Annotated in this window: 19 protein-coding genes and 3 pseudogenes; 3 read left to right on the top strand and 19 right to left on the bottom strand. The window is 61.5% G+C overall.

The features are described from left to right. Positions 1-87: 87 nt before the first annotated feature. The 3 genes and pseudogenes from HYE77_RS32980 to HYE77_RS18295 all read left to right on the top strand — a co-directional run. Positions 88-1,146: pseudogene (locus tag HYE77_RS32980) on the top strand (methyl-accepting chemotaxis protein); the annotation flags it as partial. Next, entirely contained in the window at positions 1,132-2,004 is an 873-nt protein-coding gene (locus HYE77_RS32975) for a methyl-accepting chemotaxis protein (protein ID WP_371103578.1), read from the top strand. The pseudogene HYE77_RS32980 and the gene HYE77_RS32975, both read left to right, overlap by 15 nt. 172 nt (positions 2,005-2,176) lie before the next feature. Continuing rightward, positions 2,177-4,084, top strand: a complete 1,908-nt coding sequence (locus HYE77_RS18295) for a methyl-accepting chemotaxis protein (RefSeq protein WP_177069095.1) — start codon at positions 2,177-2,179, stop codon at positions 4,082-4,084. 126 nt (positions 4,085-4,210) lie between these two features. Here HYE77_RS18295 and HYE77_RS18290 read toward each other — a convergent pair whose 3' ends face one another. The 19 genes and pseudogenes from HYE77_RS18290 to HYE77_RS18200 form a co-directional block, all read right to left on the bottom strand. Beyond that, positions 4,211-4,945, bottom strand: coding sequence for an amino acid ABC transporter ATP-binding protein (locus HYE77_RS18290; protein ID WP_087692909.1), 735 nt, complete (start codon positions 4,943-4,945; stop codon positions 4,211-4,213). Next, complete coding sequence (locus HYE77_RS18285) at positions 4,938-5,897, bottom strand: amino acid ABC transporter permease (RefSeq protein ID WP_003209286.1); 960 nt, start codon at positions 5,895-5,897, stop codon at positions 4,938-4,940. The genes HYE77_RS18290 and HYE77_RS18285 overlap by 8 nt, the downstream gene beginning before the upstream one ends. Before the next feature lie 143 nt (positions 5,898-6,040). Further along, positions 6,041-6,838 carry a transporter substrate-binding domain-containing protein gene (locus HYE77_RS18280; RefSeq protein ID WP_177069094.1) on the bottom strand — a complete coding sequence of 266 codons (798 nt, stop codon included), beginning with the start codon at positions 6,836-6,838 and terminating at the stop codon, positions 6,041-6,043. 219 nt (positions 6,839-7,057) lie between these two features. Beyond that, positions 7,058-7,861 (bottom strand): transporter substrate-binding domain-containing protein, encoded by an 804-nt coding sequence (locus HYE77_RS18275; protein WP_043226395.1) that lies wholly within the window; start codon positions 7,859-7,861, stop codon positions 7,058-7,060. A 237-nt stretch (positions 7,862-8,098) separates the two neighbouring features. After that, positions 8,099-10,674, bottom strand: a pseudogene (gene mdoH, locus HYE77_RS18270) (glucans biosynthesis glucosyltransferase MdoH); the annotation flags it as partial. Next, the gene (locus tag HYE77_RS18265) at positions 10,667-12,418 is read right to left on the bottom strand and encodes a glucan biosynthesis protein G (RefSeq protein ID WP_008439280.1); all 1,752 of its coding nucleotides are present in this window, start codon (positions 12,416-12,418) and stop codon (positions 10,667-10,669) included. The gene HYE77_RS18265 and the pseudogene mdoH, both read right to left, overlap by 8 nt. 267 nt (positions 12,419-12,685) lie before the next feature. Then, complete coding sequence (gene dtd, locus HYE77_RS18260) at positions 12,686-13,123, bottom strand: D-aminoacyl-tRNA deacylase (RefSeq protein ID WP_087692908.1); 438 nt, start codon at positions 13,121-13,123, stop codon at positions 12,686-12,688. Further along, positions 13,120-14,091 carry a prolyl aminopeptidase gene (gene pip / locus HYE77_RS18255; RefSeq protein ID WP_008439282.1) on the bottom strand — a complete coding sequence of 324 codons (972 nt, stop codon included), beginning with the start codon at positions 14,089-14,091 and terminating at the stop codon, positions 13,120-13,122. The genes dtd and pip overlap by 4 nt, the downstream gene beginning before the upstream one ends. Before the next feature lie 103 nt (positions 14,092-14,194). Continuing rightward, positions 14,195-15,130 (bottom strand): alpha/beta hydrolase, encoded by a 936-nt coding sequence (locus HYE77_RS18250; protein ID WP_177069092.1) that lies wholly within the window; start codon positions 15,128-15,130, stop codon positions 14,195-14,197. A 154-nt stretch (positions 15,131-15,284) separates the two neighbouring features. After that, positions 15,285-16,232 carry a choline ABC transporter substrate-binding protein gene (locus HYE77_RS18245; RefSeq protein WP_169386574.1) on the bottom strand — a complete coding sequence of 316 codons (948 nt, stop codon included), beginning with the start codon at positions 16,230-16,232 and terminating at the stop codon, positions 15,285-15,287. Between the two features lie 259 nt (positions 16,233-16,491). Beyond that, a complete protein-coding gene (gene hutG / locus HYE77_RS18240) occupies positions 16,492-17,292 on the bottom strand; it encodes an N-formylglutamate deformylase (protein WP_087692905.1) in 801 nt (266 codons plus the stop codon). Between the two features lie 11 nt (positions 17,293-17,303). Then, a complete protein-coding gene (gene hutI / locus HYE77_RS18235) occupies positions 17,304-18,509 on the bottom strand; it encodes an imidazolonepropionase (RefSeq protein ID WP_003209269.1) in 1,206 nt (401 codons plus the stop codon). A 16-nt stretch (positions 18,510-18,525) separates the two neighbouring features. Then, positions 18,526-19,932 carry an amino acid permease gene (locus tag HYE77_RS18230; RefSeq protein WP_008430271.1) on the bottom strand — a complete coding sequence of 469 codons (1,407 nt, stop codon included), beginning with the start codon at positions 19,930-19,932 and terminating at the stop codon, positions 18,526-18,528. A 182-nt stretch (positions 19,933-20,114) separates the two neighbouring features. Next, positions 20,115-21,653, bottom strand: a complete 1,539-nt coding sequence (gene hutH, locus HYE77_RS18225) for a histidine ammonia-lyase (RefSeq protein WP_085984627.1) — start codon at positions 21,651-21,653, stop codon at positions 20,115-20,117. Positions 21,654-21,767: 114 nt separating this feature from the next. Next, complete coding sequence (gene hutH, locus HYE77_RS18220; protein WP_177069091.1) at positions 21,768-23,291, bottom strand: histidine ammonia-lyase; 1,524 nt, start codon at positions 23,289-23,291, stop codon at positions 21,768-21,770. A 146-nt stretch (positions 23,292-23,437) separates the two neighbouring features. Next, the gene (locus HYE77_RS18215; RefSeq protein ID WP_008430269.1) at positions 23,438-24,262 is read right to left on the bottom strand and encodes a glycine betaine/L-proline ABC transporter ATP-binding protein; all 825 of its coding nucleotides are present in this window, start codon (positions 24,260-24,262) and stop codon (positions 23,438-23,440) included. Further along, positions 24,259-25,110: a proline/glycine betaine ABC transporter permease gene (locus HYE77_RS18210; protein WP_003209260.1), complete on the bottom strand. Its 852-nt coding sequence runs from the start codon at positions 25,108-25,110 to the stop codon at positions 24,259-24,261. Before HYE77_RS18210 ends, HYE77_RS18215 begins: the two co-directional genes overlap by 4 nt. A 71-nt stretch (positions 25,111-25,181) precedes the next feature. Further along, a pseudogene (locus tag HYE77_RS18205) lies at positions 25,182-25,329 on the bottom strand (histidine ABC transporter substrate-binding protein); the annotation flags it as partial. Further along, positions 25,316-26,755 (bottom strand): cytosine permease, encoded by a 1,440-nt coding sequence (locus tag HYE77_RS18200; RefSeq protein WP_087692903.1) that lies wholly within the window; start codon positions 26,753-26,755, stop codon positions 25,316-25,318. The gene HYE77_RS18200 and the pseudogene HYE77_RS18205, both read right to left, overlap by 14 nt. Between the last annotated feature and the right edge of the window lie 197 nt (positions 26,756-26,952).

Below are 26,952 nucleotides of genomic sequence, written 5' to 3'. Positions count from 1 at the left end.
CGCGAGCAAGCTCGCTCCTACAGAAACATCCGAATCTGCCGATACGCTCTGAATAAGTCCAAGCCTTGTTCCAGGGGAGTTCGCAGCATGTATCGTTGGTTAGCCGAGAAACTGGGGAATGTCAGCGTCAACCGCAAGCTGAGCATAGGCTTCGGCCTGGTATTGGTCCTGACCCTATTGATCACCTTCACCGGCTGGACCGGCCTCAGCGGCGTGATCAGCCGTGGCGACAAGCTGGGCTACATCTCCAGCCTCAACGGGCTGACCAAGGACCTGCGCCTGGCGCGACTGGACTTCGAAATGCGCCGTGGCGAACAAGGCACCAGCGCGGTCAACGACCTGATCACCCAGCTGGACAGTGGCCTGAAAACCGCCGCAGACCTGATCGAGCAACCCGACGACAAGCTCGTGGTAGAGCAGCAACAGGATGCCTTGGGGCAATACAAAAAAGCCTTCGGCGCCATGGTGCAGGCCGGCCTCAAGCGTGAAGGCGCCCGCAGCAAACTGGGCGATACCGCCGATAACGCCGTCGCAAAAATCAACGAAGTGGAAAAATCCCTGCTGCAAGGCGACAGCGTCACCCTGTTCAACAGCGTGGTCGACCTGAGCAAACTGATCCAGCAAGCGCGCTTCCAGGTGCGCGGCTACACCTACAGCGGCAAGGTCGAAGCCGAACAACCGGCGCTGGATGCCATCGACAACGCCCTGAAGAAAATCACCGACCTCAACGACCCGTTGCCCGAACAATACCGGGCCAACCTGCAAGAGGCCAGCGCCTCGCTGCAGGCCTACCGCGCCGCCGTGAGCCAGTACCGCGACTCCCAGGTGGCCAGTGCCGCCGCGATGAAAATCATGGGCGAGCAGGGCGATATCCTGCTCGACCGCAGTAACAAACTCACCACTTCGCAAACCGTGGTGCGTGATACCGATGCCGCCCACGCCAAGAACCTGCTGTTACTGGCCACCGCCCTCGCGCTGGCGTTTGGTGTACTCGCCGCCTGGGCCATTACCCGGCAGATCGTGATTCCACTGAACCAGACCCTCAAAGTCGCCGAGCGCGTGGCGTCCGGCGACCTGAGCCACAACCTGATCTCCCAGCGCCAGGATGAACTGGGGCAACTGCAACGGTCGATGCAAAGCATGACCGTGGGCCTGCGGGAGCTGATTGGCGGTATCAGCGACGGCGTCACCCAGATCGCCAGTGCCGCCGAGCAGCTATCGGCCGTTACCGAGCAGACCAGCGCCGGGGTCAACAGCCAGAAGGTCGAGACCGACCAGGTGGCCACCGCCATGAACGAAATGGCCGCCACCGTGCAGGAAGTCGCCCGTAACGCTGAAGAAGCCTCGGAAGCCGCCGTAGCCGCCGACCAACAGGCCCGTGAAGGCGACAAGGTGGTCGGTGAGGCCATCGCCCAGATCGAGCGCCTGGCCAGCGAGGTGGGCAACTCCACCGAAGCCATGGGCCATCTCAAGCGTGAGAGCGACAAGATCGGCAGTGTGCTGGACGTCATCAAGTCAGTGGCCCAGCAAACCAACCTGCTGGCCCTTAACGCAGCGATTGAAGCGGCGCGCGCCGGTGAAGCCGGACGCGGTTTTGCGGTGGTTGCCGATGAAGTGCGCAGCCTTGCCCAGCGGACGCAGAAGTCCACCGAGGAGATCGAAGAGTTGATCGTCGGCCTGCAAAGCGGCACCCAGCAGGTGGCAACCATCATGGACAACAGTCGCGGCCTGACCGACAGCAGCGTCGAGCTGACCCGTCGGGCCGGCAATGCCCTGGAAAACATCACCCGTACCGTCTCGGCGATCCAGGCGATGAACCAGCAGATCGCCACCGCCGCCGAGCAGCAAAGCGCCGTGGCCGAAGAGATCAACCGCAGCGTGCTCAACGTGCGGGACGTTTCCGAACAAACCTCGGCGGCCAGCGAAGAAACTGCGGCTTCCAGTGCCGAGCTGGCGCGCCTGGGGGTTTACCTGCAAAGCCTGGTAGGTCGCTTCAAGGTCTGACCCGCTTGCGGCGGCCATCAGGGCCGCCGCTCCGACAATATGTGAAATTTCCTACGCGTTTTTCAGGTCGTGGATCACACACCTGGCGCCGAATAAAAGTAGCGTTTCAACTCCCCTGACCATTGTTGGCCGGACGCTTGAGACGCTCCTTTTGATTCGTTGGAGGTTCACCATGTTTCGTCCACTGACCCGCCTGCTCGGAAACATCAGCATCAGCCTCAAACTTGCCCTGGGCTTTGGCCTGGTGCTCAGCCTCAGCCTGATCATCGCCTCTACCGGCTGGCAAGCCTTGAGCGCATCCCTCGATCGCTCCCAAAAACTCACGCTGCTCTCGCAATTGGCAGTCGTCGGCGAAGAGTTGCGCGCTGATCGCATCGTCTATCGCACCCTGAACGACCCGGCCAGCCTGTCCAAAATAGAGCTGCACATGGACAAGATCGACCAGTTCCTGGTGGATCTTTCCCCGCGATTTACCGACCCGGTCAACCAACAACAGCTGCAGGAAAGCCGACGCTTCGTCACCAGCTTCAAGACCGCCTTAAGCGGCCTGGAGGGGCTGATCAAGCAACGTGAAAACGCCCGTGAACAGCTCAAGCGCAGCTCAGTCCAGAGCAGTGACAGCCTCTCTGAACTGTCGAGCAACCTGCCCAATCAAGACGATGAAAAGGCTCTCGATGCCGTGGAACAATTGCGCCAGGCCCTGGAACAAGCCGAAGACCGCGCCCAGAGCCCCGCCTGGGCCGCTGCGTCATTGGACGCCTATGCCAAGGGCGTGAGTGATGCACTACTGGCCCTGGATGGCGCCCAGGCGGCGGTAGGCGCGCTGCCGGTTGACGCCAGCGCCCTGAAAAAAGTCCTGCTCGATTTTCGGACCCACCTGACACGCCTCAAGGACGCCCAACTCAGCGCCGAAACCACCCAGAACCAGCTTGAACAGTGGCTGGATCAATTGCTCACGGAAAGCGACCTGCTGAGCCAGGACCAGACCGCCAAGCGTGACAACGAAGCCAGCCTCGCCCGCACCCTGCTGCTCAACGTTACTGCAGCGGCGCTGTTGCTCGGCGTCGTGGCCGCCTGGTTGATCGCCGGCCAGATCGTCGCGCCGCTGCGCCAGGCCCTGTCCGTGGCCAACCGGATTGCCGAAGGTGACCTGAGCCACGACATCCAGGCCTCGCGCCAGGATGAACTGGGGCAGTTGCAGCGCAGCATCGGGCAAATGACCCTCAACCTGCGGGGTTTGATCAGCGGCATCGGCGACAGCGCCCAGCAGATCGCCAGCGCCGCCGAGCAACTCTCGGCGGTCACCGAGCAAACCCGCGACGGGGTCGACGGCCAGAAGCAGGAAACCGAACAGGTGGCCACCGCCATGAACGAGATGCTCGCCACCTCCCAGGAAGTTGCGCGCCATGCCGAGCAAGCGTCGCTGGCTGCTGCCGAGGCCGACCGGCAGGCGGGCCAGGGCGATCAGGTGGTGGCTGAAGCCATTACCCACATCGAGCACCTGGCTCAGGAAATGGCTCGTTCAAGCCAGGCCATGCAAGGCCTGCAACAGGAAAGCCGGAAGATCGGCAGCGTGCTGGAGGTGATCAAGTCGGTATCGGAACAGACCAACTTGCTGGCCCTCAACGCCGCGATCGAGGCGGCCCGCGCAGGCGAAGCCGGCAGGGGGTTTGCCGTGGTCGCCGATGAAGTGCGCAGCCTGGCACAACGCACCCAGCAGTCGGCCGAGGAAATCGAGGAGTTGATCAGCGGCCTGCACCGGGGCACGCAGCAGGTGGCCGACATCATGGACAACAGTCGCAGCCTCACCGACAACAGCGTGCAACTGACCCGTCGCGCAGGAGAGGCGCTGGCTGGCATCACCCGTACCGTGTCAGTGATTCAGGAGATGAACCCGCAGATTGCCGCTGCCGCCGAGGAACAAACCGCGGTCGCCGAGGAGATCAACCGCAGCGTGTTGAAGGTCAAGGATGTATCGGAACAGACCTGGGCCGCGAGTCAGGACACTGCGGCGGCCAGTGTCGAACTGGCGCGCCTGGGGGCGGATTTGCAGGTGTGGGTGGGCAAGTTCAAGGTCTGAAAAAACCTAACCTGTGGCGAGGGAGCTTGCTCCCGCTGGAGTGCGCAGCGCTCCTATCTTTTTTGGGAGCCGCTACGCAGCCCAGCGGGAGCAAGCTCCCTCGCCACAAGAAGCATTCCCACGCATTTAGAGAACCTGGCGCAGGAAGGCTTGGGCGCGAGGGTCCTTCGGCGCATCGAAGAATTGCGCCGGGGCGGCGTCCTCCAACAGTTTGCCGTGATCGAAGAACAGCACGCGATCAGCCACTTCCCGGGCAAAGCCCATTTCATGGGTGACGCAGACCATGGTCATGCCTTCCAGGGCCAGGGTCTTCATCACGTCCAGCACTTCGCCGACCATTTCCGGGTCCAGGGCCGAGGTGGGCTCGTCAAACAGCATCACCTTGGGCTCCATCGCCAGCGCACGGGCAATCGCGACGCGCTGCTGCTGGCCACCGGAAAGCCGCGACGGGAACTCGTGGGCTTTCTGGGCAATGCCGACTTTCTCCAGGAGCGCCAGGGCCTTGGCCTCGCGCTCTTTCTTGCCGCGCTTGCGCACGACTTTTTGCGCCAGGCAGAGGTTTTCCAGCACGGTCATGTGGGGGAACAGGTTGAAGTGCTGGAACACCATGCCGACTTCACGGCGGTAGGCGTTCACGTCGGTTTTCGGGTCTGCCAGTTGCAGGCCGTCGATGCTTACCGAGCCGGAATCGAATTCCTCCAGGCCGTTAAGGCAGCGCAGGAACGTCGACTTGCCGGAACCGGACGGGCCGATCACCACCAGCACTTCACCCCTGGCCACCTGCGTGGTCACGTTATCCACCGCGCGCACGACGTGGCCACGGGTGTCGAAGACTTTTACCAGATCGCGGACTTCAATCACTTTGCGCGAGCCTCCGCTCAAGCCGGCTGGCGATTTTCGACAGCGGCAGGTTGATCAGCAGGTACAGGCCTGCGACGCAGAACAGGATTTCGAATGGCGAGAACGAGGTGGTGATGACCTCGCGGCCGCTTTTGAGCAGCTCGGTAATCGCGATCACCGACACCAGGGATGTGTCCTTGACCAAGCTGATAAATTGCCCGGCCAGGGGCGGCAGCACGCGCTTGAAGGCTTGCGGCAACACCACGTGGCGCATCGACTGACCGGCACTGAGCCCCAGGGAGCGGGCTGCCTCATTCTGCCCACGGGCAATCGACTGCACGCCGGCACGGATGATTTCCGCCACATACGCACCGGTAAACAGCGACAGCGCGGCGATCCCGGCAAATTCCCGGGACAGGTTGAGCACCGTGCCGATAAAGAAATAGAAAATGAAGATCTGCACCAATAGTGGCGTACCGCGCACCAGTTCGACGTAGATCGTCGACAGATCGCGTAAAGTCGGGTTGTTTGACAGGCGACACAATCCGGTCGCCAGGCCGATCAACAGTCCCAGCACCCCGGACACCACCGATAGCCACAACGTAGTCCACAAGCCCCACAGCAGAGGGCCCGCAGCCCAATGCCGGGTGACCCCGACCACATCGCCCTCGGCCACGTCATCGCCCTTGGCCACTTGCAGGCTGTTCTCGGCCACGGTCAGGTGCTGTTCGTTGCCCTCGTCATTACGCAGGGTGACGTCAGCCACATCGCCCTTGCGCACCAGCTCGCTGACGGTGGAAATGTCCGACGCACGCTGGGATTCTTCGGCCTGGTAGACGAAGTACTGCGGCACGCGGTTCCAGCGCCATTCGTAGGACATCAGCGAGGTGGCGTAATACAACGCGCCGGCCAGGCCGACCAGCACCAGCACCGTCAGCAGGTGCCAGGGCCATTGGGCTTTTTTCTGTTTCATTACGGGTTCCGGGATATGTCGAGATCGTTCCCACGCTCTGCGTGGGAATGCCTCACTGGACGCTCAGCGTCCGCTTTGTGACGCAGAGCGTCACGGGCTGCATTCCCACGCGGAGCGTGGGAACGATCAATGCAGGTCAGCTTTTATTCCATGTCCTTGAGCCACTCAGAGCTCTTGAACCACTTGTCATGGATGCGATCGTAGGTGCCGTCGTTGCGGATCTGGTGCAGGAAGTTGTTGATGAAGTTGATGCTGTCGTAGTCGCCCTTCTTCAGGCCGAACGCCAGGGGTTCAAAGGTGAACGGCTGATCAAGGAACACCAGTTTGCCGGCGCCGACCTTGTTCACGGCCACCACGTTGTACGGGGCGTCATAGACGAAGGCGTCAGCCTTGCCGTTGACCACGTCCAGAACAGCTTCCTGCTCGTTGTCATAGCCGTGGTACTTGGCTTTGGAGATCAGCTTCTTGGCCACCATTTCGCCAGTGGTGCCGAGCTTGGAGGTCAGGCGGTATTTCTCGTCATTCAGGTCTTTGTAGGACTTGATGGTGCCCTCCAGCTCCTTGCGGATCAGCAGGGTCTGGCCGACCACGATGAACGGTTCGCTGAAGTTCAGGCGCAGGTTGCGTTCCTGGGTCAGGGTCATGCCGCTGCCGATCATGTCGAACTTGTCGGTCAACAGGGCCGGGATGATGCCGTCGTAACCGGTGGAAATCGGCTCGAACTTCACGCCCATCGACTTGGCCATGGCCTTGAGGATGTCGACTTCAAAGCCGATGATTTCACCGCGTTTGTTGGTCATCTGGAACGGCATGTAGGTCGGGTCCATGCCGACTTTCAGCGTACCGCGCTTGACCGCATCATCGATGGCGCCGGCATGTGCCGAGTTGACCGCCACCAGTGCGGTGACACCCAGCAGCAGCATCGAAAGATACTTTTTCATCATCAAGTCCCCTGAACTCATTTTCTTGTGAGGTCGGCGCGCAAAAGGGCCGCACCATTTCGGGGTGCGATCCTAACTCACTCACCGCCGGGTACAAAGGTTTCGCCGGGATTTGTTGCCAAGGTATGACAGAAAAGCGCCACAACCGTGCAGAGAAAGGCATGGCTAGACACCTCGACCCACGGCCCAGCCAATTGCTCGATGTGTAAGCAGTTATGACTACCAGTCCACTTCCGCCATCCAGCCCGAGTCCTTGAACCACTTGTCATGCAGCCGATCGTAGGTGCCGTCCTGGGCCACCTGGTTGAGGAAATGATTGATCCAGTTGAGGCTGTCGTAATCGCCCTTTTTCAAGCCAAACGCCAGGGGCTCGTAGGTGAAGGGTTGCTCCAGCGCCAACAGCGCACTGTTCTGGGGCTTGGTAATGGCGATCAGGTTATACGGCGCATCATGGATAAACGCATCGGCCTTGCCCTCCACCACCTGGCGCACGCCTTCTTCAGGTGTTGGAAAACTGCGCAGCCGTGCAGTGCCGAGAAACCTTTTCGCCGCCGCCTCGCCTGTGGTGCCTTCGGCGGCCACGATCCGGTAACCGGCCTCGTTCAAGTCCTCGATGCTCTGGACCTTGTCGGCCAACCGAGGGTTCAGCAGCACGGTCTGGCCGACGATGATGAACGAGTCGCTGAAATTGAGGGTCAGGTTGCGCTCCTGCGTGACAGTCATGCCGCTGCCGATCAGGTCGAACCGGCTGGCCAGCAGGCCGGGAATCAGGTCGATATACGGTACCGAAACCAGCTCCAGCTTGACCCCCAGCGCCTTGCTCATCTCCCGAAGCAGGTCAATTTCAAACCCGACGATCCGGCCTTTCTTGTCGGTCATCTCAAAGGGCACGTAGGCTGGATTGGTGCCGACTTTCAACACACCTCGCCGAACGGCCTCATCTATGGCTCCGGCATGCGCCAGGTAACCGTGGGAAAATGTGACGATGCCGAGCAGCAGCATCGACAAATACCTTTTGATCATGAAAAAAGCCCCTGTTCCATTAAACACTCCCACACCCGGCCACGCGCAAGTTCGCGTAAGCCGCAGGCTTCGAGTCAGATTTGGGGGGCGATGCTAACCCACTCGCAGGCACGGCAATATGCCTCGGAGAAGGGTCTTTTGTTTCGAAATAACAAGGAGTTAGCGCGATGCAGCAGAAGGGAAAAACAACGTAGGACGGTTATCGCAAACGCCCCCGAGGTGGCACCTCGGGGGCGTCGGAATCAGGCCGGTTGAGCCTGGGACGACAGCGGCTTCAATGGCAGCAATGGCGCATGCGGATCGGCCTTGACCGATTCGCGCCAGGCGCTCAGCCACTCGGCGTGGCCTTCGCTCCAGATCTGCTCGTGCAAGCGTGCCAGGGCGACCGGGTCGCTGAGCAAGGCCAGGCGTTCACCGTTGTTGAGGCCGGCCGGGCCGACTTTCAACGCGTGGCGAACCCGGTCAACACGCAGCCACTCAATCGGCTCCGCCTGCCCGTGACGGGAAGTTGCCAAGGCGCACGCCAGGGCGTTCTGCTGCGGATCGACCACCGCCCGCACAAAACCGTCATTGAGCGCATGCCAACGGTTTTCGTGGGTGTACTTGTCGGTCGACAACAGCGCCTGGGGCGGATTGTATTCCTCGGGGATCAGGAACAGGCTCTCGTCGCGAGACTTGAGGCCCAGTTTGACCCGGCTGGAAATCACCGACACCGGAATCGACAGCATCAGCGAACCGACGATCGGCACCAGCCACCACAGGAAGCTTGGGTTCAACCACACCACCAGCAGCGCCCAGAAGAAGCCGAGCAGGGTCTGTGGACCGTGGCGCTTGACTGCCTCGCTCCATGGCGTGGAGTCGTCGTCACGCTGTGGCGAGTTCCAGGTCGCCGCCCAGCCGAGGAACGCGGCCAGTACGAAACGGGTGTGGAAAATCATCCGCACCGGCGCCAGCAACATGGAGAACAGCATCTCCAGCAGCATCGACAGGGTCACCTTGAACTTGCCGCCGAACTCTTTCGCGCCCTTGGCCCAGATCAGGATGATGCTCAGCAATTTAGGCAGGAACAGCAGCACGATGGTGGTGGAGAACAGCGCCACCGCCTTGTCCGGATGCCATTGTGGCCACAACGGATACAACTGGCGCGGCGCCATGAAGTACTGCGGCTCCATCAGTGTGTTGACCGCCAGCAAGGCCGTGGACAGCACCAGGAAGAAGAACCACAACGGCGCCGACAGGTACGACATCACGCCGGTGAGGAACACCGCACGGTGCACCGGGTGCATGCCTTTTACCAGGAACAGGCGGAAGTTCATCAGGTTGCCGTGGCACCAGCGACGGTCACGCTTGAGTTCGTCCAGCAGGTTCGGCGGCAGCTCTTCGTAGCTGCCCGGCAAGTCGTAGGCAATCCACACGCCCCAGCCGGCACGGCGCATCAGCGCCGCTTCAACGAAGTCGTGGGAAAGAATCGCACCGGCAAACGCACCTTTACCCGGCAACGGCGCCAGGGCGCAGTGCTCGATAAACGGCTTCATGCGGATGATCGCGTTGTGACCCCAGTAGTGGGATTCACCCAGCTGCCAGAAGTGCAGGCCGGCGGTAAACAGCGGGCCGTACACCCGGGTGGCGAACTGCTGCATGCGCGCATACAGGGTATCCATGCCCGACGCACGTGGCGCGGTCTGGATAATCCCGGCATCCGGCGTGGCTTCCATCAGGCGCACCAGGCTGGTCAGGCATTCGCCGCTCATCACGCTGTCGGCGTCGAGCACCACCATGTACTTGTAGTCACCGCCCCAGCGACGGCAGAAGTCGTCGAGGTTGCCGCTCTTGCGTTTGACGCGACGGCGACGGCGGCGATAGAAGATCTTGCCGAAGCCACCGGCTTCGCGGCACACGTCGAGCCAGGCTTGCTGCTCGGCGATGCAGATGTCGGCCTCGTTGCTGTCGCTGAGGACGAAGAAGTCGAAACGGTCCAGGTCACCGGTGGCAGCCACCGATTCGAACGTCGCGCGCAGGCCGGCAAATACCCGGGGCACGTCTTCGTTGCAGATCGGCATGACCAGGGCGGTGCGGGCGTCTTTCGGAATCGGCTCGTCACCGGCACTTTTACCGGAGATACGGTATTTATCGTGACCGGTCAGCAGTTCCAGGAAGCCCATCAGCGCGGTCCAGAAACCGGCAGAGACCCAGCAGAACAGAATCCCGAACAGCACGAGGATGCTGGTTTGCAGGGCGTAAGGCAGTACCTGGGTCGCGGTTTGCAGCAGGGTCTGGTTGCGGATCTCGTCAAAGTCGACGAAGGACCAGCCCTGGTACGGCATGATGCCTTTCATGTACCAGCCGGCAACGATCGTCTGGCCGAGCATCAGCACCAGCAGGATATAGCGACGGATCGAACCGACAGTGCGCCAGCGGGCGGCCGGCAGTACGCGCTCATCCTTCGGCGGGGCCGGTGGATTGGTGCGACCGGTCAAGCGGCGCCAGCCACGCACCAGGATATTGGTGCGCCACGGCTCAGGCACGACCTTGGTCCGACGGATCGGCGGCGTGGCCTTGAGACAAACCCGGCCGCTGGCGTCGAGCACCAGCATTTCGGCGTCTTGCAGCTCTTCGGCAGTGTTGAGGGTCAGCCGGGCGCCTACCGATGCCTGGGCAGCGTCGGCAGGCGCGTCGAACGTGGACGATGACAGGCGCTTGTGCAATTCACTGAAGGACTCGCAGCCCGCCAGTTCGGCGCGCTGCTCATCGGTCATCGGTAGATGCGCCAGGTACTCGGCAAGAGTCTCTGGCTGGACTTGAGAATTACTCATCGGCAGGCAACTGATAGCTCCAGGTTTCGGTCAGGACTTGCTCTGTCTTGGCCTGATCCTGGGTAGGGAGTGGTGTGGCTGGGGCAGCCGCTTCCGGCTGCTTGGCGTCCTTGTCCTTGGCGTCTTTCTTGGCTGCTTTCTCGTGCTGCTTGGCCAGGACCTTGTCGGCTTTCAACACTTGGGTCGAAACCTTCTCCGGTTCCGGCTGCACGATGTCCTGAACCAGAGCAGCACGCATTTCAGTCGGCTTGCCTGCGTCCTTGATCTTCATGCGCAGGGTCAAGCGCCAGCCTTGGGTGTGCGGGTTGTAGCGCACGCTGTTTTCAACGATTTCGGCGTTGTCGCCCACGCTGACCTGGCTGCGAACCGGTGCGTCAGCTGGCAGTTTCTTCAGGGACGGGCCCTCGAAGTCCACCAGGTAAGCCACGCTGCCGTCTGGCTGACGGATCAGGTTGGATTGCTTGACGTCGCCGGTGGAACGCAGGGTCTGCTTGACCCAGGCGCTTTCTGGCGAATGGAACTCGGCGTCTTGCAATGTCCAGTGCAGGCGGTAGGCAACGTCCAGCGGCTTGCCTGGCTCCGGCAGTGTTTCCGGGCTCCAGAACGCAACGATGTTGTCGTTGGTTTCATCGGCGGTCGGAATCTCTACCAGGTCGACGGAGCCCTTGCCCCAATCGCCTTCAGGCTCGATCCAGGCGCTTGGGCGCTTGTCGTAGTTGTCGTCGAGGTCTTCGTAGTGGCTGAAGTTGCGGCCGCGTTGCAGCAGGCCGAAACCACGCGGGTTTTCCACGGTGAAGTTGCTGACCGACAGGTGTTTGGGGTTGTTCAGTGGGCGCCAGATCCACTCGCCGTTGCCGGCATGGATCGACAGGCCGCTGGAATCGTGCAGCTCGCGACGGTAGTTGAGGACCTTGGACGGCTGGTTGGCGCCGAACAGGAACATGCTGGTCAGCGGGGCGATGCCCAGCTTGGTGACCTTGTCACGCAGGTACATCTGGGATTTGACGTCGACGATGGTGTCGGTACCCGGGCGCAGGATCAGGCGATAAGCGCCGGTGGCCCGCGGCGAATCCAGCAGGGCGTAGATCACCAGCTGTTTCTCACCCGGTTTTGGACGCTCGATCCAGAACTCGGTGAAACGCGGGAATTCTTCGCCGGACGGCAACGCGGTGTCGATCGCCATGCCGCGGGCAGACAGGCCGTAGACCTGGTCCTTGCCCACGACGCGGAAATAGCTGGCGCCGAGCATGGTCATGATTTCGTCTTGCTTGTCGCCCTTGTTGATCGGGTACAGCACACGGAAACCGGCATAACCCAGCTGTTCGGTGGATTTGGGATCAAACTTGACGTCGCCGAAATCGAAGCGGGACGGGTCGTACTTGATTTCCTGAACGCTGTCGGCGGTGACTTCGTTGATTTTCACCGGTGTATCGAAATGCATACCCTGGTGGTAGAAGGACAGCTTGAACGGGGTGTTCTGATCGGCCCACTCGGCTTTTTCGTTGCGGAAACGAATTTTCTGGTAATCAGCGAATTTCATTTCGCGGAATTCGTTCGGCAAATTGCTGCGCGGAGCTTCGTATTTCTGCCCGGCCAGCTCTTTTGCCTTGGCCGACACATCATCCAGACTGAATGCCCACAGTTGACCCGCGCCGAACAGGCAAAACAGGGCAGAGCCCGTCACCAGTACGTTTCGTAACCGTTTGGCAGACAATTTTGGTGCATTACAGGGACTAACAATCACGAGCAACCCTCGCCGAAAACAGATCAAAAAACCAACGGCCAGCTATCTATATGCCAGGTTGGCGAGCATTGTTCCGACTCCCATGGGGCTAAATGATTCCCCAATGGCTATCGGACAAGTCTCTACCTAAGTCAAAAATGGACCAATTAACGCTGATCCCCGTAGCGCGCGATTATCTAGTAGCCCGCGTGACAACGCATCAGGGTCAGCGAAGTATTTGTAGCGAAAACCCGGTTTTTTGGGCATCACAAGTCGTTTTCAGTACATTCACGTCTGTAACAGGAAGGTGACCGGCCCATCATTGACCAAATGCACCTGCATATCAGCGCCAAAACGCCCTGCCGCTACCGTGCCATGCAATTGTTGCGCTTGTAACAGCAGATAGTCGAAAAGCGCCTCGCCCAACGCCGGCGGTGCCGCCGTGGAGAAGCTCGGCCTCAGCCCACTCTTGGTGTCTGCCGCCAGGGTGAACTGCGACACCAGCAGCAAACCGCCGCCAATGTCTTTCAAGGACAGGTTCATCTTGCCCTCGTCGTCGCTGAACACCCGATAGTTAAGCAGCTTATGCAGCAGCTTGTCGGCGCTGGCTTGCGTATCCGAAGGCTCGACAGCCACCAGCACCAGCAAACCCTGGTCTATCGCCCCGACCACCTGCCCTTCTACCTCGACCCGGGCGCCGCGCACCCGTTGCAAAAGGCCCTTCATGCTTCTTCAGGCGGCAAATCAAGCAGGCGCCGTGCCATTTCACTCGCCGCACGCACCAGCGCATCGGTAATTCCGGGTTCGGAAGCCGCATGGCCAGCCTCGCGGATGATCTGCAGCTCACTGTTGGGCCAGGCCTGATGCAGCTCCCAGGCATTGTCCAGCGGGCAGATCATATCGTAGCGGCCATGCACGATTACGCCAGGCAGGTGGGCGATCTTGTGCATGTCGCGGATCAGTTGGTCAGGTTCAAGGAACGAGTTATTGGTGAAGTAATGGCATTCGATACGGGCAATCGACAGGGCGCGCTGGGGTTCGGAGAAACGCTCGATCAATTGCGGGTTCGGGCACAGGCCCAACATGCGCCCTTCCCACGTGGACCAGGCCTTGGCGGCGTGCATCTGGGCGATCTGGTCGTTGCCGGTCAGGCGCTTGTGGTAGGCGCTGAGCAGGTCGTGCCGCTCCTCCGCCGGGATAGGCGCCAGGTAGTCCTGCCAGTAATCGGGGAACAGCCGGCTGGCGCCAGCCTGGTAGAACCACTGAATGTCCTGGGGGCGGGCCAGGAAAATGCCCCGCACGATCAGGCCGTGCACACGCTCCGGGTGGGTTTGCGCGTAGGCCAGGGCCAGGGTCGAGCCCCAGGAACCGCCGAACAGCACCCATTTTTCGATGCCCAGGTGTTCGCGAATCCGCTCAAGGTCGGCCACCAGGTCCCAGGTGGTGTTGTTTTCCAGGCTGGCCCGTGGGGTGGAGCGCCCGCAGCCACGCTGATCAAAAGTAACAATTCGGTACAGATTAGGATCGAAATAGCAGCGGCTATTGGCATCACACCCGGCGCCGGGGCCGCCATGGATGAACACAACGGGCAAGCCTTCCGGGGAACCGCTTTCGTCGACGTACAGGACGTGGGTTTCATCGACGGCCAGATCGTGCCGGGCGTAGGGTTTGATCTGCGGGTACAAAGTCTGCATTGCGCGCTCCGTAAGGGGTCGAGTTCATCCCTGGGGGGACGTCTATTATTTTGCCGTCTGGCATCATAAACCCGAATTGTGCAATGAGCATGTCCTCGTGGACCTAGACCTGTGCCAGCAGAACACCACGCAGGTAGTCCAGCAGATAAATGTACAGCCGGTCGACCTCCAACACCTGGCCCCGGGCCCGCAGGCAGCCGTGAACCAGGCCTTTGCCGGGATACAGCGTGGCCGCCACCCCGGCGCCTTGCAGGCGTTCGGCGTAGAGCATGCCGTCGTCCCGCAACGGGTCGAACTGGGCGACAGCGATCAAAGCCTGCGGCAACCCGCTGAAATCCACAGCCAGCAATGGCATGGCGTAGGGCGACGGCTTGTCCGGCCCACGCAGGTAAAGGGCGAGGTAGCACTCGGTGTCGGCGGTACTGAGCAATGGCGCGTCGACGCAATCGCGGCGGGACGGCAGGTCGGCGGGGCCGCCCAGGCCGGGGTAGATCAGGACTTGCGCCAGGGGCTGCGGCTGATGGTCATCCCGCAGGCCCAGGCACAGGGCCGCCGCCAGGTTACCGCCGGCGCTGTCACCAGCCACCACCAGACGCTGAAGGTTGATCGGCTGGGGCGCTTCGCCCACCTGGATCGCCTGCCAGACCGCACGGCAATCCTCAAAGGCGGCCGGAAACGGGTGTTCGGGTGCCAGGCGGTAATCGATGGCGATGACCAGCACTTGCAGTGAGTCGGCCAGTTCAGCACACATGAAGTCATGGGAATCCAGGCCGCCGACCACCCAGCCGCCACCGTGCATATAAAGGATGCATGGCCAGCCGCCATCAGGGATTGGCGTCGCCGGTTGATAAATGCGTACGCCCACGTCACCCAGGGAAACGTCTGACACCTGTAACCCTTCGGGCCGCGCCGGAGTGAACGCCTGGCACATGCGGTCATAGCCTCGGCGCAATCCGGCCAGCGATGTGTCGTCGCTGGTGAAGGATTCGGTTTTTTCGACGAAGGCGCACATCTGCGCGGAAATCGGGTAATGGGACATCGAAGGATCGTCCTGAAGATAAGGATTTAACAGCCGCCACGAATCCAATGTGGGAGCGGGCTTGCTCGCGAATGCGGTGTATCAGTCAATACTTGTGTGGCTGACCCACCGCATTCGCGAGCAAGCCCGCTCCCACATTTTGATCTTCATTTGCTCAGGGCTTGAGGCTGGCCTGCACCGCCGCCACGCCGTCTTTTCCATCCAGGGTCGTTACACCCGCCAGCCAGCGCTGCAAATCCTCGGGGTTGTCGCGCAACCATTGTTTGGCCACATCCTGCGGCGTCTTGCGGTCCATGATCGGCACCATCAACTGGCTTTCCTGGGCCGCGGTGTAGGTCAGGTTTTCCAGCAGGCGGGTCACGTTGGGGCAACGCTCGGCGTAATCCGGCGCCGTCACCGTGGAGACCGTGGCCATGCCTTCGTTGGCACCGAACACATCTTCACTGCCGGTCAGGTACGCCATTTTCATGTTGATGTTCATCGGGTGCGGGGTCCAGCCGACAAACACCACGAACTCCTTGCGATTCACTGCCCGCTGCACCGCCGCCAGCATGCCTGCCTCGCCGGACGCCACGAGCTTGAAGCCGCCGAGGCCAAAGCGGTTGCTGTCGATCATTTTCTGGATATCGGTATTGGCACCGCTGCCCGGCTCGATGCCATAGATCTTGCCGCCCAGCTTGTCCTTGAAGCGGGCAATGTCGGCAAAGGTTTTCAAGCCGGCGTCGGCAACGTACTGCGGCACCGCCAGCGTCGCCTGGGCGTCGGACAGGCTCGGCTTGTCGAACACCTTGACCTGCTTGGCCGCGAGGAATGGCGCGATGTTGTTGTCCATCGCCGGTTTCCAGTAGCCGAGGAAGATATCCAGGCGTTTGTCGCGGATGCCGGCAAAGATGATTTGCTGCACAGCGCTGGTTTGCTTGCTGTCATAGCCCAGGCCATTGAGCAGCACGTCGGCCATGCCGCTGGTGGCGATCACGTCGGTCCAGCTGACCACGCCCATGCGCACGACCTTGCACGAGGCCGGGTCGGCAGCCATCGCGTTGGCGCTCAAGAGTGCGGCGCCGGTGAGAATCAACAGACAACGGTTGAACAGTCTTTTCATCGATGCGGTCTCACTCGGCAGTTTTTATTGTGGGAGTGGCGTCTGACGCGCCGTGCCCAACACCTTACCCAGCGAGACCTTGATCAAAGCGAACTGTGGCGACAGGGATTTGCACACAGACGACTTGGGAGGTGTGTTGCTGTTGAGGGCCTCTTCGCGAGCAAGCCCGCTCCCACATTCGACCGTGTTCCTCCTGAAGAAACACGGTCGAATGTGGGAGCGGGCTTGCTCGCGAAGGCTATCTCAGCAGCGACGCCACTCAGGAGTAATGCCGCTTGCCCCACGCCAGGAACCCTTCCAGCAGTTCCTTCAACACCACCCGCGTCGGCTCGGCCAGGTCGGCGCGATAACGGAAGGGCTCAAACTCTTCCATGTAGGTGCACTGCCCCAACTCCAGCTGCACGGCGTGGATGTTCTCGGCCGGGTTGCCGTAGTGACGGGTGATGTGCCCGCCCTTGAAGCGCCCGTTGAGCACATGGCTGTACTGCGGGTGGCCGGCACAGATGGCTTCCAGTTCGCTGGCCAGCTGCGGATCGCAGGCCGCGCCGTTGAAGGTGCCGAGGTTGAAGTCCGGCAGCTTGCCTTCGAACAGGTGCGGGATCACCGAGCGGATCGAGTGCGCATCAAACAGCAGCGCATAACCGAACTCGGCCTTGAGCCGGGCCAGTTCGTTCTGCAAAGTGCGGTGATACGGCGTCCACACCTGCTCCAGGTACGTGGCGCGCTCGGCCTTGGACGGTTCCAGGCCTTCGCGGAACAGCGGCACACCGTCAAACAGTGTCGCCGGGTACAGGCCGGTGGTGGCGCCAACGTACAGCGGCTTGTCGTCTGAAGGCCGGTTCAGGTCGATGACAAAGCGCGAATACTCCGCCGCCAGAGTGCTGGCGCCCAGCGCTTCGGCGAAGTCGTACAGCGTGGGAATGTGCCAGTCGGTGTCCGGCAGGCTTTGCGCCTCGGGGATCAGCCCGGCTTGCACCGCCGGCGTCAGGCGCAGGCCCGCGTGGGGCATGCTGATCAGCAGCGGCACACGGCCTTGTTTGAAGTTCAGAACCTTATCCACAGCGGTACTCCTTAAACGGTGACTTCGACGCCGTGGCGCACGACGCGTTTATCCAGCTCGCCACCCAGCCAGTAGGCCAGGTCGGCGGGACGATCAATCTGCCAGGCGACAAAATCCGCGACCTTGCCCACTTCCAGCGAGCCATGGCTGTTGCCCAGGCCCAGGGCGGTGGCCGCGTGTTGCGTGGCGCCGGCCAGGGCTTCTTCCGGGGTCATGCGGAACAGGGTGCAGGCCATGTTCAGCATCAAGCGCACCGACAACGCCGGCGAGGTACCCGGGTTGAGGTCGCTGGCGATAGCGATCTTCACGCCGTGCTTGCGCAGGGCATCCATCGGCGGCAACTGGGTTTCCCGCAGGAAGTAGAACGCGCCCGGCAGCAACACCGCGACGGTGCCGGAAGCGGCCATGGCGATGGCGTCTTCCTCGGTCATGAATTCCAGGTGGTCCGCCGACAGCGCCTGGTAACGCGCCGCCAGGCTGGAGCCATGCAGGGACGACAACTGTTCGGCGTGCAGTTTTACCGGCAAGCCAAGTTTCCGGGCGGCGATGAACACGCGCTCCACCTGCTCCGGTGAGAACGCCAGGTACTCACAGAAGGCGTCGACCGCGTCCACCAGGCCTTCCGCTGCCAGCGCCGGGAGCATTTCGGTGCAGATGTGATCGATGTAGGCATCGGCCCGGTCCACGTACTCCGGCGGCAACGCATGCGCCGCCAGGCAGGTGCTGCGCACACTGACCGGCAACTCGGCGCCGAGGCGACGGATCACCCGCAGGATCTTGCGCTCGCTGGCCAGGTCCAGGCCGTAGCCGGACTTGATCTCGACGGTGGTTACACCGTCGCGCAGCAAACTGCGCAGGCGCTTGTGGCCGCTGGCAAACAGTTCATCTTCGCTCGCCGCACGCGTGGCGCGCACGGTGCTGGCAATACCGCCACCGGCCGCTGCGATCTCGGCGTAGCTCACGCCTTGCAGCCGCTGCTCGAACTCGCCGCTGCGATTGCCGCCGAACACCGTGTGGGTGTGGCAGTCGATCAGCCCGGGCGTGACCCACGCCCCTTGCAGGTCATGGGTGGTTGCGTAGTTCGCATCCGGCAGATCGGCGCGCGGGCCGATCCACTCGATGAGCGTGCCCGAGGTAACAATGGCGGCGTCCTCGATGATCGAGTAGTTGCCCTGGGCCATGGTTGCAACGTGGCAGTGTTGCCAAAGCGTTTTCATCAACGCCTCCATTAGGTTATCGATGAGACAAAGCCGGGTCGTAGTGGACCTTGGCCGTTTGCCCGGCGGCGGGCTTGACCCACAGCAGATAGGCGACGATCAGCAAGACGATCCACACGGCGCCGACCATAAGAGCGGCCTGGGTGTCCGGGAAATAACCCAGCACGCCGAAGATGAACAGCATGAACACGATGGCGGCCGCTGGCGCGTAGGGCCAGAACGGCACCGGGAATTTCAGCTCGGCAATCTGTTCCCTGGTCATCGAGCGACGCATGGCCACCTGGGTGACCAGGATCATCAGCCACACCCACACCGTGGCGAAGGTCGCAATCGAGGCGATGACCAGGAACACGTTTTCCGGGATCAGGTAATTGAGCACCACACCGCCGAGCAACGCGGCGCCCATCACCACTACGGTCATCCACGGCACGCCCTGGCTCGACAGTTGGGCAAAGCCCTTGGGCGCCTGCCCTTGCTGGGCCAGGCCATACATCATGCGACCGGCGCCGAAGATGTCGCTGTTGATGGCCGAGACGGCGGCCGAGATCACCACAATGTTAAGGATGGTCGCCGCCGAGCCTATCCCCAGGTTGCTGAAGATCTGCACGAACGGGCTGCCCTGGCTGCCGATCTGCGGCCACGGGTAGATCGCCATCAGCACAAACAACGTCAGCACGTAGAACAGCAGGATACGCAACGGCACGGCGTTGATTGCCTTGGGGATCACCCGCTGCGGGTCCTTGGCTTCGCCGGCGGTGATGCCGATGATTTCGATGCCGCCAAATGCAAACATCACCACCGCGAAGGACGCGATCAAGCCACCCACGCCGTTAGGCATGAAGCCACCGTGGGCCCACAGGTTGCTGAGGCCGGTAGCGGGTGCTTCGCCCGCCGAGTGAATACCGAACAGCATGATGCCGAAGCCGCCGAGGATCATTGCGACAATGGCACCGACCTTGAGCAGCGACAGCCAGAACTCCATTTCGCCAAAGACTTTGACGTTGCACAGGTTCAGGCCGCCGATCAGCAACACGATGCCCAGCACCCAGACCCAGCGCGCGACTTCGGGAAACCAGAAGCCCATGTAGATGCCGAAGGCGGTGACGTCGGCGAGGCAGACGATGATCATTTCAAAGGCGTAGGTCCAGCCGAGGATAAAGCCGGCCATCGGGCCCAGGTAGGTACTGGCGTACTGGCCGAAGGAGCCGGACACCGGGTTATGCACGGCCATTTCGCCGAGGGCGCGCATCACCATGAACACCGCGGCGCCACCGATCAGGTAGGCCAGGAGCACGGCCGGGCCGGCCATCTGGATGGCGGAGGCGGAGCCGTAGAACAGCCCGGTACCGATCGCGGAACCGAGGGCCATGAAGCGAATATGTCGGGCGGAGAGCCCGCGTTTTAAACCTTTTTCCGAGTGCATTTCTCGTCCCTAATTATTTTTATCCTGAGAAAATTCGAATCTGTAGAAGATCAAATGTGGGAGCTGTCGAGCCCCAGCGAGGCTGCGATAGCGGCGGGTCAGGCTACGAAAGTGTTGCCTGTTCCGGCGCCATCGCAGCCTCGCCGGGGCTCGACAGCTCCCACACTGGATCGGTGTCGCTCTTACAAGCTCGGCAACAACTTCGCCGGCACCAGCTCGTTCAGGCAACGCGTTGCCAGCAGCTCACTGGCGGCATTGATGTCCGGCGCAAAGAAGCGGTCCTTCTCATAAAACGCGACTTTGCTGCGCAGGATCCCGCGCGCCTTTTCCAGCGCCGGCGAGGTTTTCAAGCCATTGCGCAGGTCCAGGCCCTGGCAAGCCGCCAACCATTCCACCGCCAGCACACCGCGGGTGTTCTCGGCCATTTCCCACAGGCGCTTGCCCGCCGCCGGGGCCATCGACACGTGGTCTTCCTGGTTGGCTGACGTCGGCAGGCTGTCGACGCTATGGGGATGCGCCAGTGCCTTGTTCTCGCTGGCCAATGCCGCCGCCGTCACCTGGGCGATCATGAAGCCGGAGTTCACACCGCCATTACCCACCAGGAATGGCGGCAGTTGCGACATGTGCTTGTCCATCATCAACGAGATGCGACGCTCGCTCAGGGAGCCGATTTCCGCGATGGCCAGCGCCATGTTGTCCGCCGCCATGGCCACCGGTTCGGCGTGGAAGTTGCCACCGGAAATCACGTCACCTTCAGCCGCGAACACCAGTGGGTTATCCGACACGGCGTTGGCTTCCACCACCAGCACTTCGGCCGCCTGGCGGAACTGGGTCAGGCAGGCGCCCATGACTTGTGGCTGGCAACGCAGGGAGTACGGGTCCTGGACCTTGTCGCAGTTCTCGTGGGATTGCGACACTTCGCTGCTTTCACCCAGCAGGGCGCGATACGCGGCCGCAGAGTCGATCTGGCCGCGTTGGCCCCGGGCAGCGTGAATGCGTGCGTCGAACGGCGAGCGCGAACCCAGCACGGCTTCCACCGTCAGGGCGCCACAGGCCAGGGCACCGGCGAACAGATCTTCGCCCTCGAACAGCCCACGCAATGCATAAGCGGTGGAAACCTGGGTGCCGTTGAGCAGCGCCAGGCCTTCCTTGGCCGCGAGGGTCAGCGGCGTCAGGCCGGCAACTTTCAGCGCTTCGGTAGCTTCCAGCCATTCGCCTTTGTAGCGGGCCTTGCCTTCGCCCAGCAGCACCAGCGACATGTGGGCCAATGGTGCCAAGTCACCGGAGGCGCCCACCGAACCTTTCAGTGGAATGTGCGGGTAGACCTCGGCATTGATCAGGGCGATCAGCGCGTCGATGACCTGCCGGCGAATCCCGGAAAAACCCCGGCTCAGGCTGTTGACCTTGAGCACCATGACCAGCCGTACCAGCGCATCGCTGATGGGCTCACCGACGCCGGCGGCGTGGGACAGCACCAGGGAACGCTGGAGGTTTTCCAGGTCTTCGCTGGCAATGCGGGTCGAGGCCAGCAGGCCGAAACCGGTGTTGATGCCGTAGGCGGTGCGGTTCTCGGCGAGAATCTGCTCCACACAGGCGACACTGGCTTCGATCTGGGCCGAGGCGCTGTCATCCAGACTGAGGGTTACCGGCTGCTGGTAGATGGCCCGCAGTTGGGCAAGGCTCAGTTGGCCTGGAATCAGGTTTAGCGCAGTCACATTCATGCTCCTTTTGAGAGTGTTGTTAACTACCAGTCGCTCCGGATGCTTCCGTTATCCGCCGCTGTGCTCTTTTAGAGGATCAGTCGGCTTGGCACGCTGGTTATTGTTGGGAAAAGGTCAGTGCAAATTCGGTAGCGTGCGTTGCAGTAAATCGGCGTCCTTGAGCAACGCGGCGGTGGCTGCGATGTCTGGCGCCAGCCAGCGGTCCTGGTCGTAGGCCGGGACGTGTTCGCGCAGCAAACGCCAGGCGGCATCGGTGCCGGCGCCGAAGCGTTGGTCCTGGAGGAACTCGAACGCCTGGGCCGCCAGCAAGTACTCGATGGCGAGGATCTGGGTGACGTTTTCCAGCACCGAATACAGCTTCAGGGCGGCGTTGGTGCCCATGCTCAGGTGGTCTTCCTGCAGGCCCGAGGTGACGAAGTTGTCGAGCACCGCCGGTTGCGCCAACTGGCGGTTTTGCCCGCACAGCGAGGCGGCGACGTACTGCACGATCATCATCCCGGAGTTGACCCCGGGGTTGCTCACCAGGAACGCCGGCAAACCACTGACGTGCGGGTTGATCAGACGGTCCAGGCGACGCTCGGCGATGGAGCCGATTTCGGCCATGGCGATGGCCAGCATGTCGGCCGCCAGGGCCACGGACTGCCCGTGGGGATTGGCCTGGGACACCACGCGGTAGTTGTCTGGAGTGCCGAGCACCAGCGGGTTATCGGTGGCGCCGTTGAGTTCGGTTTCGATCTGCCGGGTGGCGTGTTCCAGTTGGTCGCGGGCCGCGCCGTGCACCTGGGGAATCGAACGGATGCTCAGGGCGTCCTGGGTACGAATGCCTTTGCTGCTGGCGATCACTTCGCTGCCGTCCAGCAACGCGCGCAGGTTGATGCCCACTTGCTGCATGCCCGGGTGCGGCTTGAGCGCGATGATTTCTTCGTCGAAGGCGTCGATCTGGCCGCGCTGGCCTTCGAAGCTCATGGCACCGATCACATCGGCCCATTGCAGCAGGCGGTGCGCATCGGCCAGGGCCAGGCTGCTGAGGCCGGTCATGCACGGCGTGCCGTTGACCAGGCACAGCCCGTCCTTGGCACCGAGCACTACGGGCTGCAAACCTTCTTCAGCCAGCGCCTGGTGTGCGGGAACGATACGGCCCCGATAGCTGACGTCGCCGACGCCGAGCAAGGCGACGCCAATGTGCGCCATGTGGGTCAGGTAACCCACGGAACCCTGGGACGGCACTTGCGGCGTGATGCCATGGTTGAGCAGCCCCAGCAGCGAATGCACCACCTGCGGATGCAAGCCGGATTTGCCGTGGCTGTAGTTAATGATCGCCGCGCAAATGATCGCGCGGGTTTGCTCCACACTCAGTGGCGCACCGACGCCGCAGGCATGGCTGAGCAGGGTATTGCGCGACAGCCGGCTCAGTTGTTCGTCCTTGAGCGACACGTTGCACAAGGCGCCCAGGCCGGTGTTGATGCCGTAGGCGCGCTCGCCGCTGGTGACGATGCGCTGGACGATGGCCTGTGCATTGTCGATGCGAGCCCAGGCCTGGCCCGAGAGTTCGAGGATCGCACCGTGGCGAGCCACGGCGACCACGTCCTGCCAACGCATCGGGGCGTCGGCGATGATGATTTTTTCAGCCTGGGACATCGTTGACCTCTTCATGAAATTCGCAATTGTTGTGCAGCTTCACTGGCCTCATCGCAAACGAGCCAGCTCCCACAGGGGAAACGCATTCCAAATATGGGAGCTGGCTTGCCTGCGATAGCCTCAGCCAACTCACCACAAATATCGGATCAAACCACCGCCACCCGCCGCTGGACAAACCGGTTCACGTACTCATCCGCCGGTGAATGCAAAATCTCGCGGGGCGTGCCGACCTGGATCAGCTTGCCGTCCTTGAGGATCGCAATGCGGTTGCCGATGCGCACCGCCTCATCGAGGTCGTGGGTAATGAACACGATCGTCTTGTGCAGGGTCTTTTGCAGCTCCAATAACTGGTCTTGCATCTCGGCACGGATCAGCGGGTCGAGCGCACTGAACGCCTCGTCCATCAGGATGATGTCAGTGTCGGCCGCCAGCGCCCGGGCCAGGCCTACACGCTGACGCATGCCGCCGGAAAGTTGATGCGGGTATTTGTTTTCATAGCCCTTGAGGCCCACGGTTTCGATCCAGTGCAGCGCACGCTCGGCGCACACTTGCCTGGTTTCGCCACGCACTTTCAGGCCGTAGGCAACGTTGTCCAGCACACTCTTGTGAGGCAGCAGGCCAAAGCTCTGGAACACCATGCTGATCTTGTGCCGGCGGAATTGGCGCAAGGCTTCCATGTCCAGTTGCAGGATGTCTTCACCGTCCACCAGGATCGCACCGCTGGTAGGGTCGATCAGCCGGTTGAAGTGACGCACCAGGGTCGACTTGCCGGAACCCGACAGCCCCATGATCACGAAGATTTCACCGGTGTCGACGCTCAGGGACAGGTCGTTCACACCCACCACGCAACCAGTCTCGGCCAGCACCTCGTCCTTGGTCTTGCCCTGGCCAATCAACGCCAGTGCATCCTTGGAGCGGTTGCCGAAAATCTTGAATACGTTTTTGACTTCAATTTTGCTGACAGTAGTCATTTGCTCGCCTCATGCCGTGGACGACCATAGGCTTGCGTAATGCGGTCGATGACCACGGCAAGAATCACGATCGCCAGACCGGCTTCAAGGCCGCGTCCAACGTTGAGGGTCTGGATGCCCACCAGTACATCTTCACCCAGGCCACGGGCGCCGATCATCGAGGCGATCACCACCATCGACAGGGCCATCATGGTGGTCTGGTTGATCCCGGCCATGATGCTCGGCAGGGCCAGCGGCAGTTGCACGCCGAACAGTTGCTGCCAGCGGTTGGCACCGAAGGCGTTGATCGCTTCCATGACTTCACCGTCCACCTGGCGAATGCCCAGGTCGGTGAGACGAATCAGCGGCGGTGCGGCGTAGATCACCGTGGCGAAAATCGCCGGGACCTTGCCCAGGCCGAACAGCATCAACACCGGGATCAGGTACACGAAGCTGGGCATGGTCTGCATGATGTCCAGCAGCGGCATCAGCACCGAACGCAGGCGGTTGCTGCGGGCCGACAGAATCCCCAGGGGAATGCCGATCAGCACCGAGATCACCGTGGCCACCATCATCAGCGCCAGGGTTTGCATCAGTTTGTCCCACAGCCCGACCGCGCCCACCAGAAACAGCAGGCCGACGATCACGACGGTGGTGAACCACTTGCGAGTGGCATGCCAGGCAATACCGCCGACAATCAGCAACATCAACCACCAGGGCGCTGCGCGCAGCAAACCTTCCAGGTTAACGATGGCCCACAGCAACGTATCGGAGATGTGCCGGAACACATCGCCGTAGTTGGTCACCAGCGCATCGACCCAACTGTTGACCCAGTCGGCGATGGAAAACGTAAAACTCTCAGGAAACATAGTGTGCTCTCGATCCAGTGGATTGTGGCCGGGCGCCCGGTTGCCTGTGGCGGCAACCGGAAACGCTCAACCTACAAGGCCGCGTCGATTTTCTTGGCTGCGTTGTCGCTCACCATGCGTGCCAGAGTTCAGGATGTCCCTTGAGGAAAGTTTTCGCCAGTTTTGCTGTTTCAATTCGCTGTTTGTCATGCGTACCGGGTTCTGGTTAAGCAGGTTGAGCAGCGGCGCCCTGCACATCGGGCAGCACGAGGCGCTCAGGAATCGGGCTGTGCCATTTTTTCGCAGCCCAGTAGTACAACGCCGCCGGCACCACCAGCCCGATGATCCACGAGATATCGGTGTCGCCCAGGCTCGCGACCAGTGGGCCGGTGTAGAAATGCGTCGAGATGAACGGCATCTGAATCAGCACGCCGAACACGTAGATGCTGATGCCCATCAGGTTCCAGCGACCGTAGCGACCGTTGGGGTTGGACAGGGCCGGGATGTCATAGCGCTCTTTGGTGATGCAGTAGAAGTCCACCAGGTTGATCGCACTCCAGGGCGTGAAAAACGCCAGCAGGAACAGGATGAACGCGGAGAAATCCTTGAGGAACGAGTCCTTGCCCAGCAACGCCAGCGCGGCGGCAATCGACACCATCACGAAGATGTACAACAGCCGCGTGCCACTGCCGATATGCCGGCTGCCACGGAAACCACTGATGATTGTCGCGATCGACATAAAGCTGCCGTAGGCGTTGAGGGTGGTGACGGTGACCTTGCCGAAGGCGATGCTGAAATACAGCAGCGCCGCGACGATCCCGGTGCCGCCCAGGCCGACGATAAACGACACTTCGTGGTGAGCGAATTGCGAGCCTGCCAGGGCTGCCGCAAACACACCGAACACCATCGAAGCCTGCGCGCCGATCACCGAACCGAGGCCCACGGCCCAGAAGGTTTTCGAGGCCTGCGTGCTGCGCGGCAAGTAGCGCGAGTAGTCCGCTACATACGGGCCGAACGCAATCTGCCAGGACGCCGAGAGGGAAATCGCCAGCAGGAAACTGCTGAGGGAAAAATGCTTGTTGCCCAGCAACGCACCGATGTCGTTACCGGCCAGCAGCCTGTAGAACAGGTACACGAAGGCAACCACTCCCAGCACGCTGGCGATGCGACCGATGCCGTGGATCACCCGGTAGCCGAAGATCGTAAACACCATGATCAGCCCCGCGAACAATACGATGCCGACCCAGTCTTCAACGTGAAGCAACTGCGCCACCGCCTGCCCCGCCAGCAATGAGCCGCTGGCAGAAAAACCGATGTACATCAGGCACACCAGCACCAGGGGAATCACCGCGCCATACACGCCGAACTGCACGCGGCTGGAGATCATCTGCGGCAAGCCCAGTTGCGGGCCTTGCGCCGCATGCAGGGCCATGACGCCACCGCCCAGCAGTTGACCGATCAACAGACCGATCAACGACCAGAACACATCACCGCCCAGCACCACGGCCAGGGCCCCGGTGACGATCGCAGTGATTTGCAGGTTGGCACCCAACCACAGGGTGAACTGACTCAATAGACGGCCGTGTCTTTCCGCTTCCGGGATGTAGTCGATCGAACGCCTTTCGATCAACGGGGTGGTGCTTGCACGAGCGTCTTTTACTGCCATTTATGTTCAACCTCTGATGGATTGTTTTTGGGTGAAACGCAGATCACATGTGGGAGCGGGCTTGCTCGCGAAAGCGATGGGTCAGCTAACGACTTCAGTGACTGATACACCGCATTCGCGAGCAAGCCCGCTCCCACATTAGTTATTTGATCATCGGGAGATTGAGGCCCTGCTCTTTGGCGCAATCAATCGCGATC

Source organism: Pseudomonas sp. IPO3774 (genome assembly GCF_013386835.1).
Lineage (GTDB): Bacteria > Pseudomonadota > Gammaproteobacteria > Pseudomonadales > Pseudomonadaceae > Aquipseudomonas.
The sequence above is the reverse complement of the archived record's forward strand: the minus strand, read 5'-3'. Positions and strand labels throughout refer to the sequence as shown.

What these genes read in the sequence shown, in the direction of transcription:
- HYE77_RS32975 (WP_371103578.1), top strand. Translation starts at nt 1,132, where the DNA reads ATGCAAAGCATGACCGTGGGCCTGCGGGAGCTGATTGGCGGTATCAGC.
- HYE77_RS18295 (WP_177069095.1), top strand. Translation starts at nt 2,177, where the DNA reads ATGTTTCGTCCACTGACCCGCCTGCTCGGAAACATCAGCATCAGCCTC.
- HYE77_RS18285 (WP_003209286.1), bottom strand. Translation starts at nt 5,897, where the DNA reads ATGAAACAGAAAAAAGCCCAATGGCCCTGGCACCTGCTGACGGTGCTG.
- HYE77_RS18280 (WP_177069094.1), bottom strand. Translation starts at nt 6,838, where the DNA reads ATGAAAAAGTATCTTTCGATGCTGCTGCTGGGTGTCACCGCACTGGTG.
- HYE77_RS18275 (WP_043226395.1), bottom strand. Translation starts at nt 7,861, where the DNA reads ATGATCAAAAGGTATTTGTCGATGCTGCTGCTCGGCATCGTCACATTT.
- dtd (WP_087692908.1), bottom strand. Translation starts at nt 13,123, where the DNA reads ATGAAGGGCCTTTTGCAACGGGTGCGCGGCGCCCGGGTCGAGGTAGAA.
- pip (WP_008439282.1), bottom strand. Translation starts at nt 14,091, where the DNA reads ATGCAGACTTTGTACCCGCAGATCAAACCCTACGCCCGGCACGATCTG.
- HYE77_RS18250 (WP_177069092.1), bottom strand. Translation starts at nt 15,130, where the DNA reads ATGTCCCATTACCCGATTTCCGCGCAGATGTGCGCCTTCGTCGAAAAA.
- HYE77_RS18245 (WP_169386574.1), bottom strand. Translation starts at nt 16,232, where the DNA reads ATGAAAAGACTGTTCAACCGTTGTCTGTTGATTCTCACCGGCGCCGCA.
- hutI (WP_003209269.1), bottom strand. Translation starts at nt 18,509, where the DNA reads ATGAAAACGCTTTGGCAACACTGCCACGTTGCAACCATGGCCCAGGGC.
- HYE77_RS18230 (WP_008430271.1), bottom strand. Translation starts at nt 19,932, where the DNA reads ATGCACTCGGAAAAAGGTTTAAAACGCGGGCTCTCCGCCCGACATATT.
- hutH (WP_085984627.1), bottom strand. Translation starts at nt 21,653, where the DNA reads ATGAATGTGACTGCGCTAAACCTGATTCCAGGCCAACTGAGCCTTGCC.
- hutH (WP_177069091.1), bottom strand. Translation starts at nt 23,291, where the DNA reads ATGTCCCAGGCTGAAAAAATCATCATCGCCGACGCCCCGATGCGTTGG.
- HYE77_RS18215 (WP_008430269.1), bottom strand. Translation starts at nt 24,262, where the DNA reads ATGACTACTGTCAGCAAAATTGAAGTCAAAAACGTATTCAAGATTTTC.
- HYE77_RS18210 (WP_003209260.1), bottom strand. Translation starts at nt 25,110, where the DNA reads ATGTTTCCTGAGAGTTTTACGTTTTCCATCGCCGACTGGGTCAACAGT.
- HYE77_RS18200 (WP_087692903.1), bottom strand. Translation starts at nt 26,755, where the DNA reads ATGGCAGTAAAAGACGCTCGTGCAAGCACCACCCCGTTGATCGAAAGG.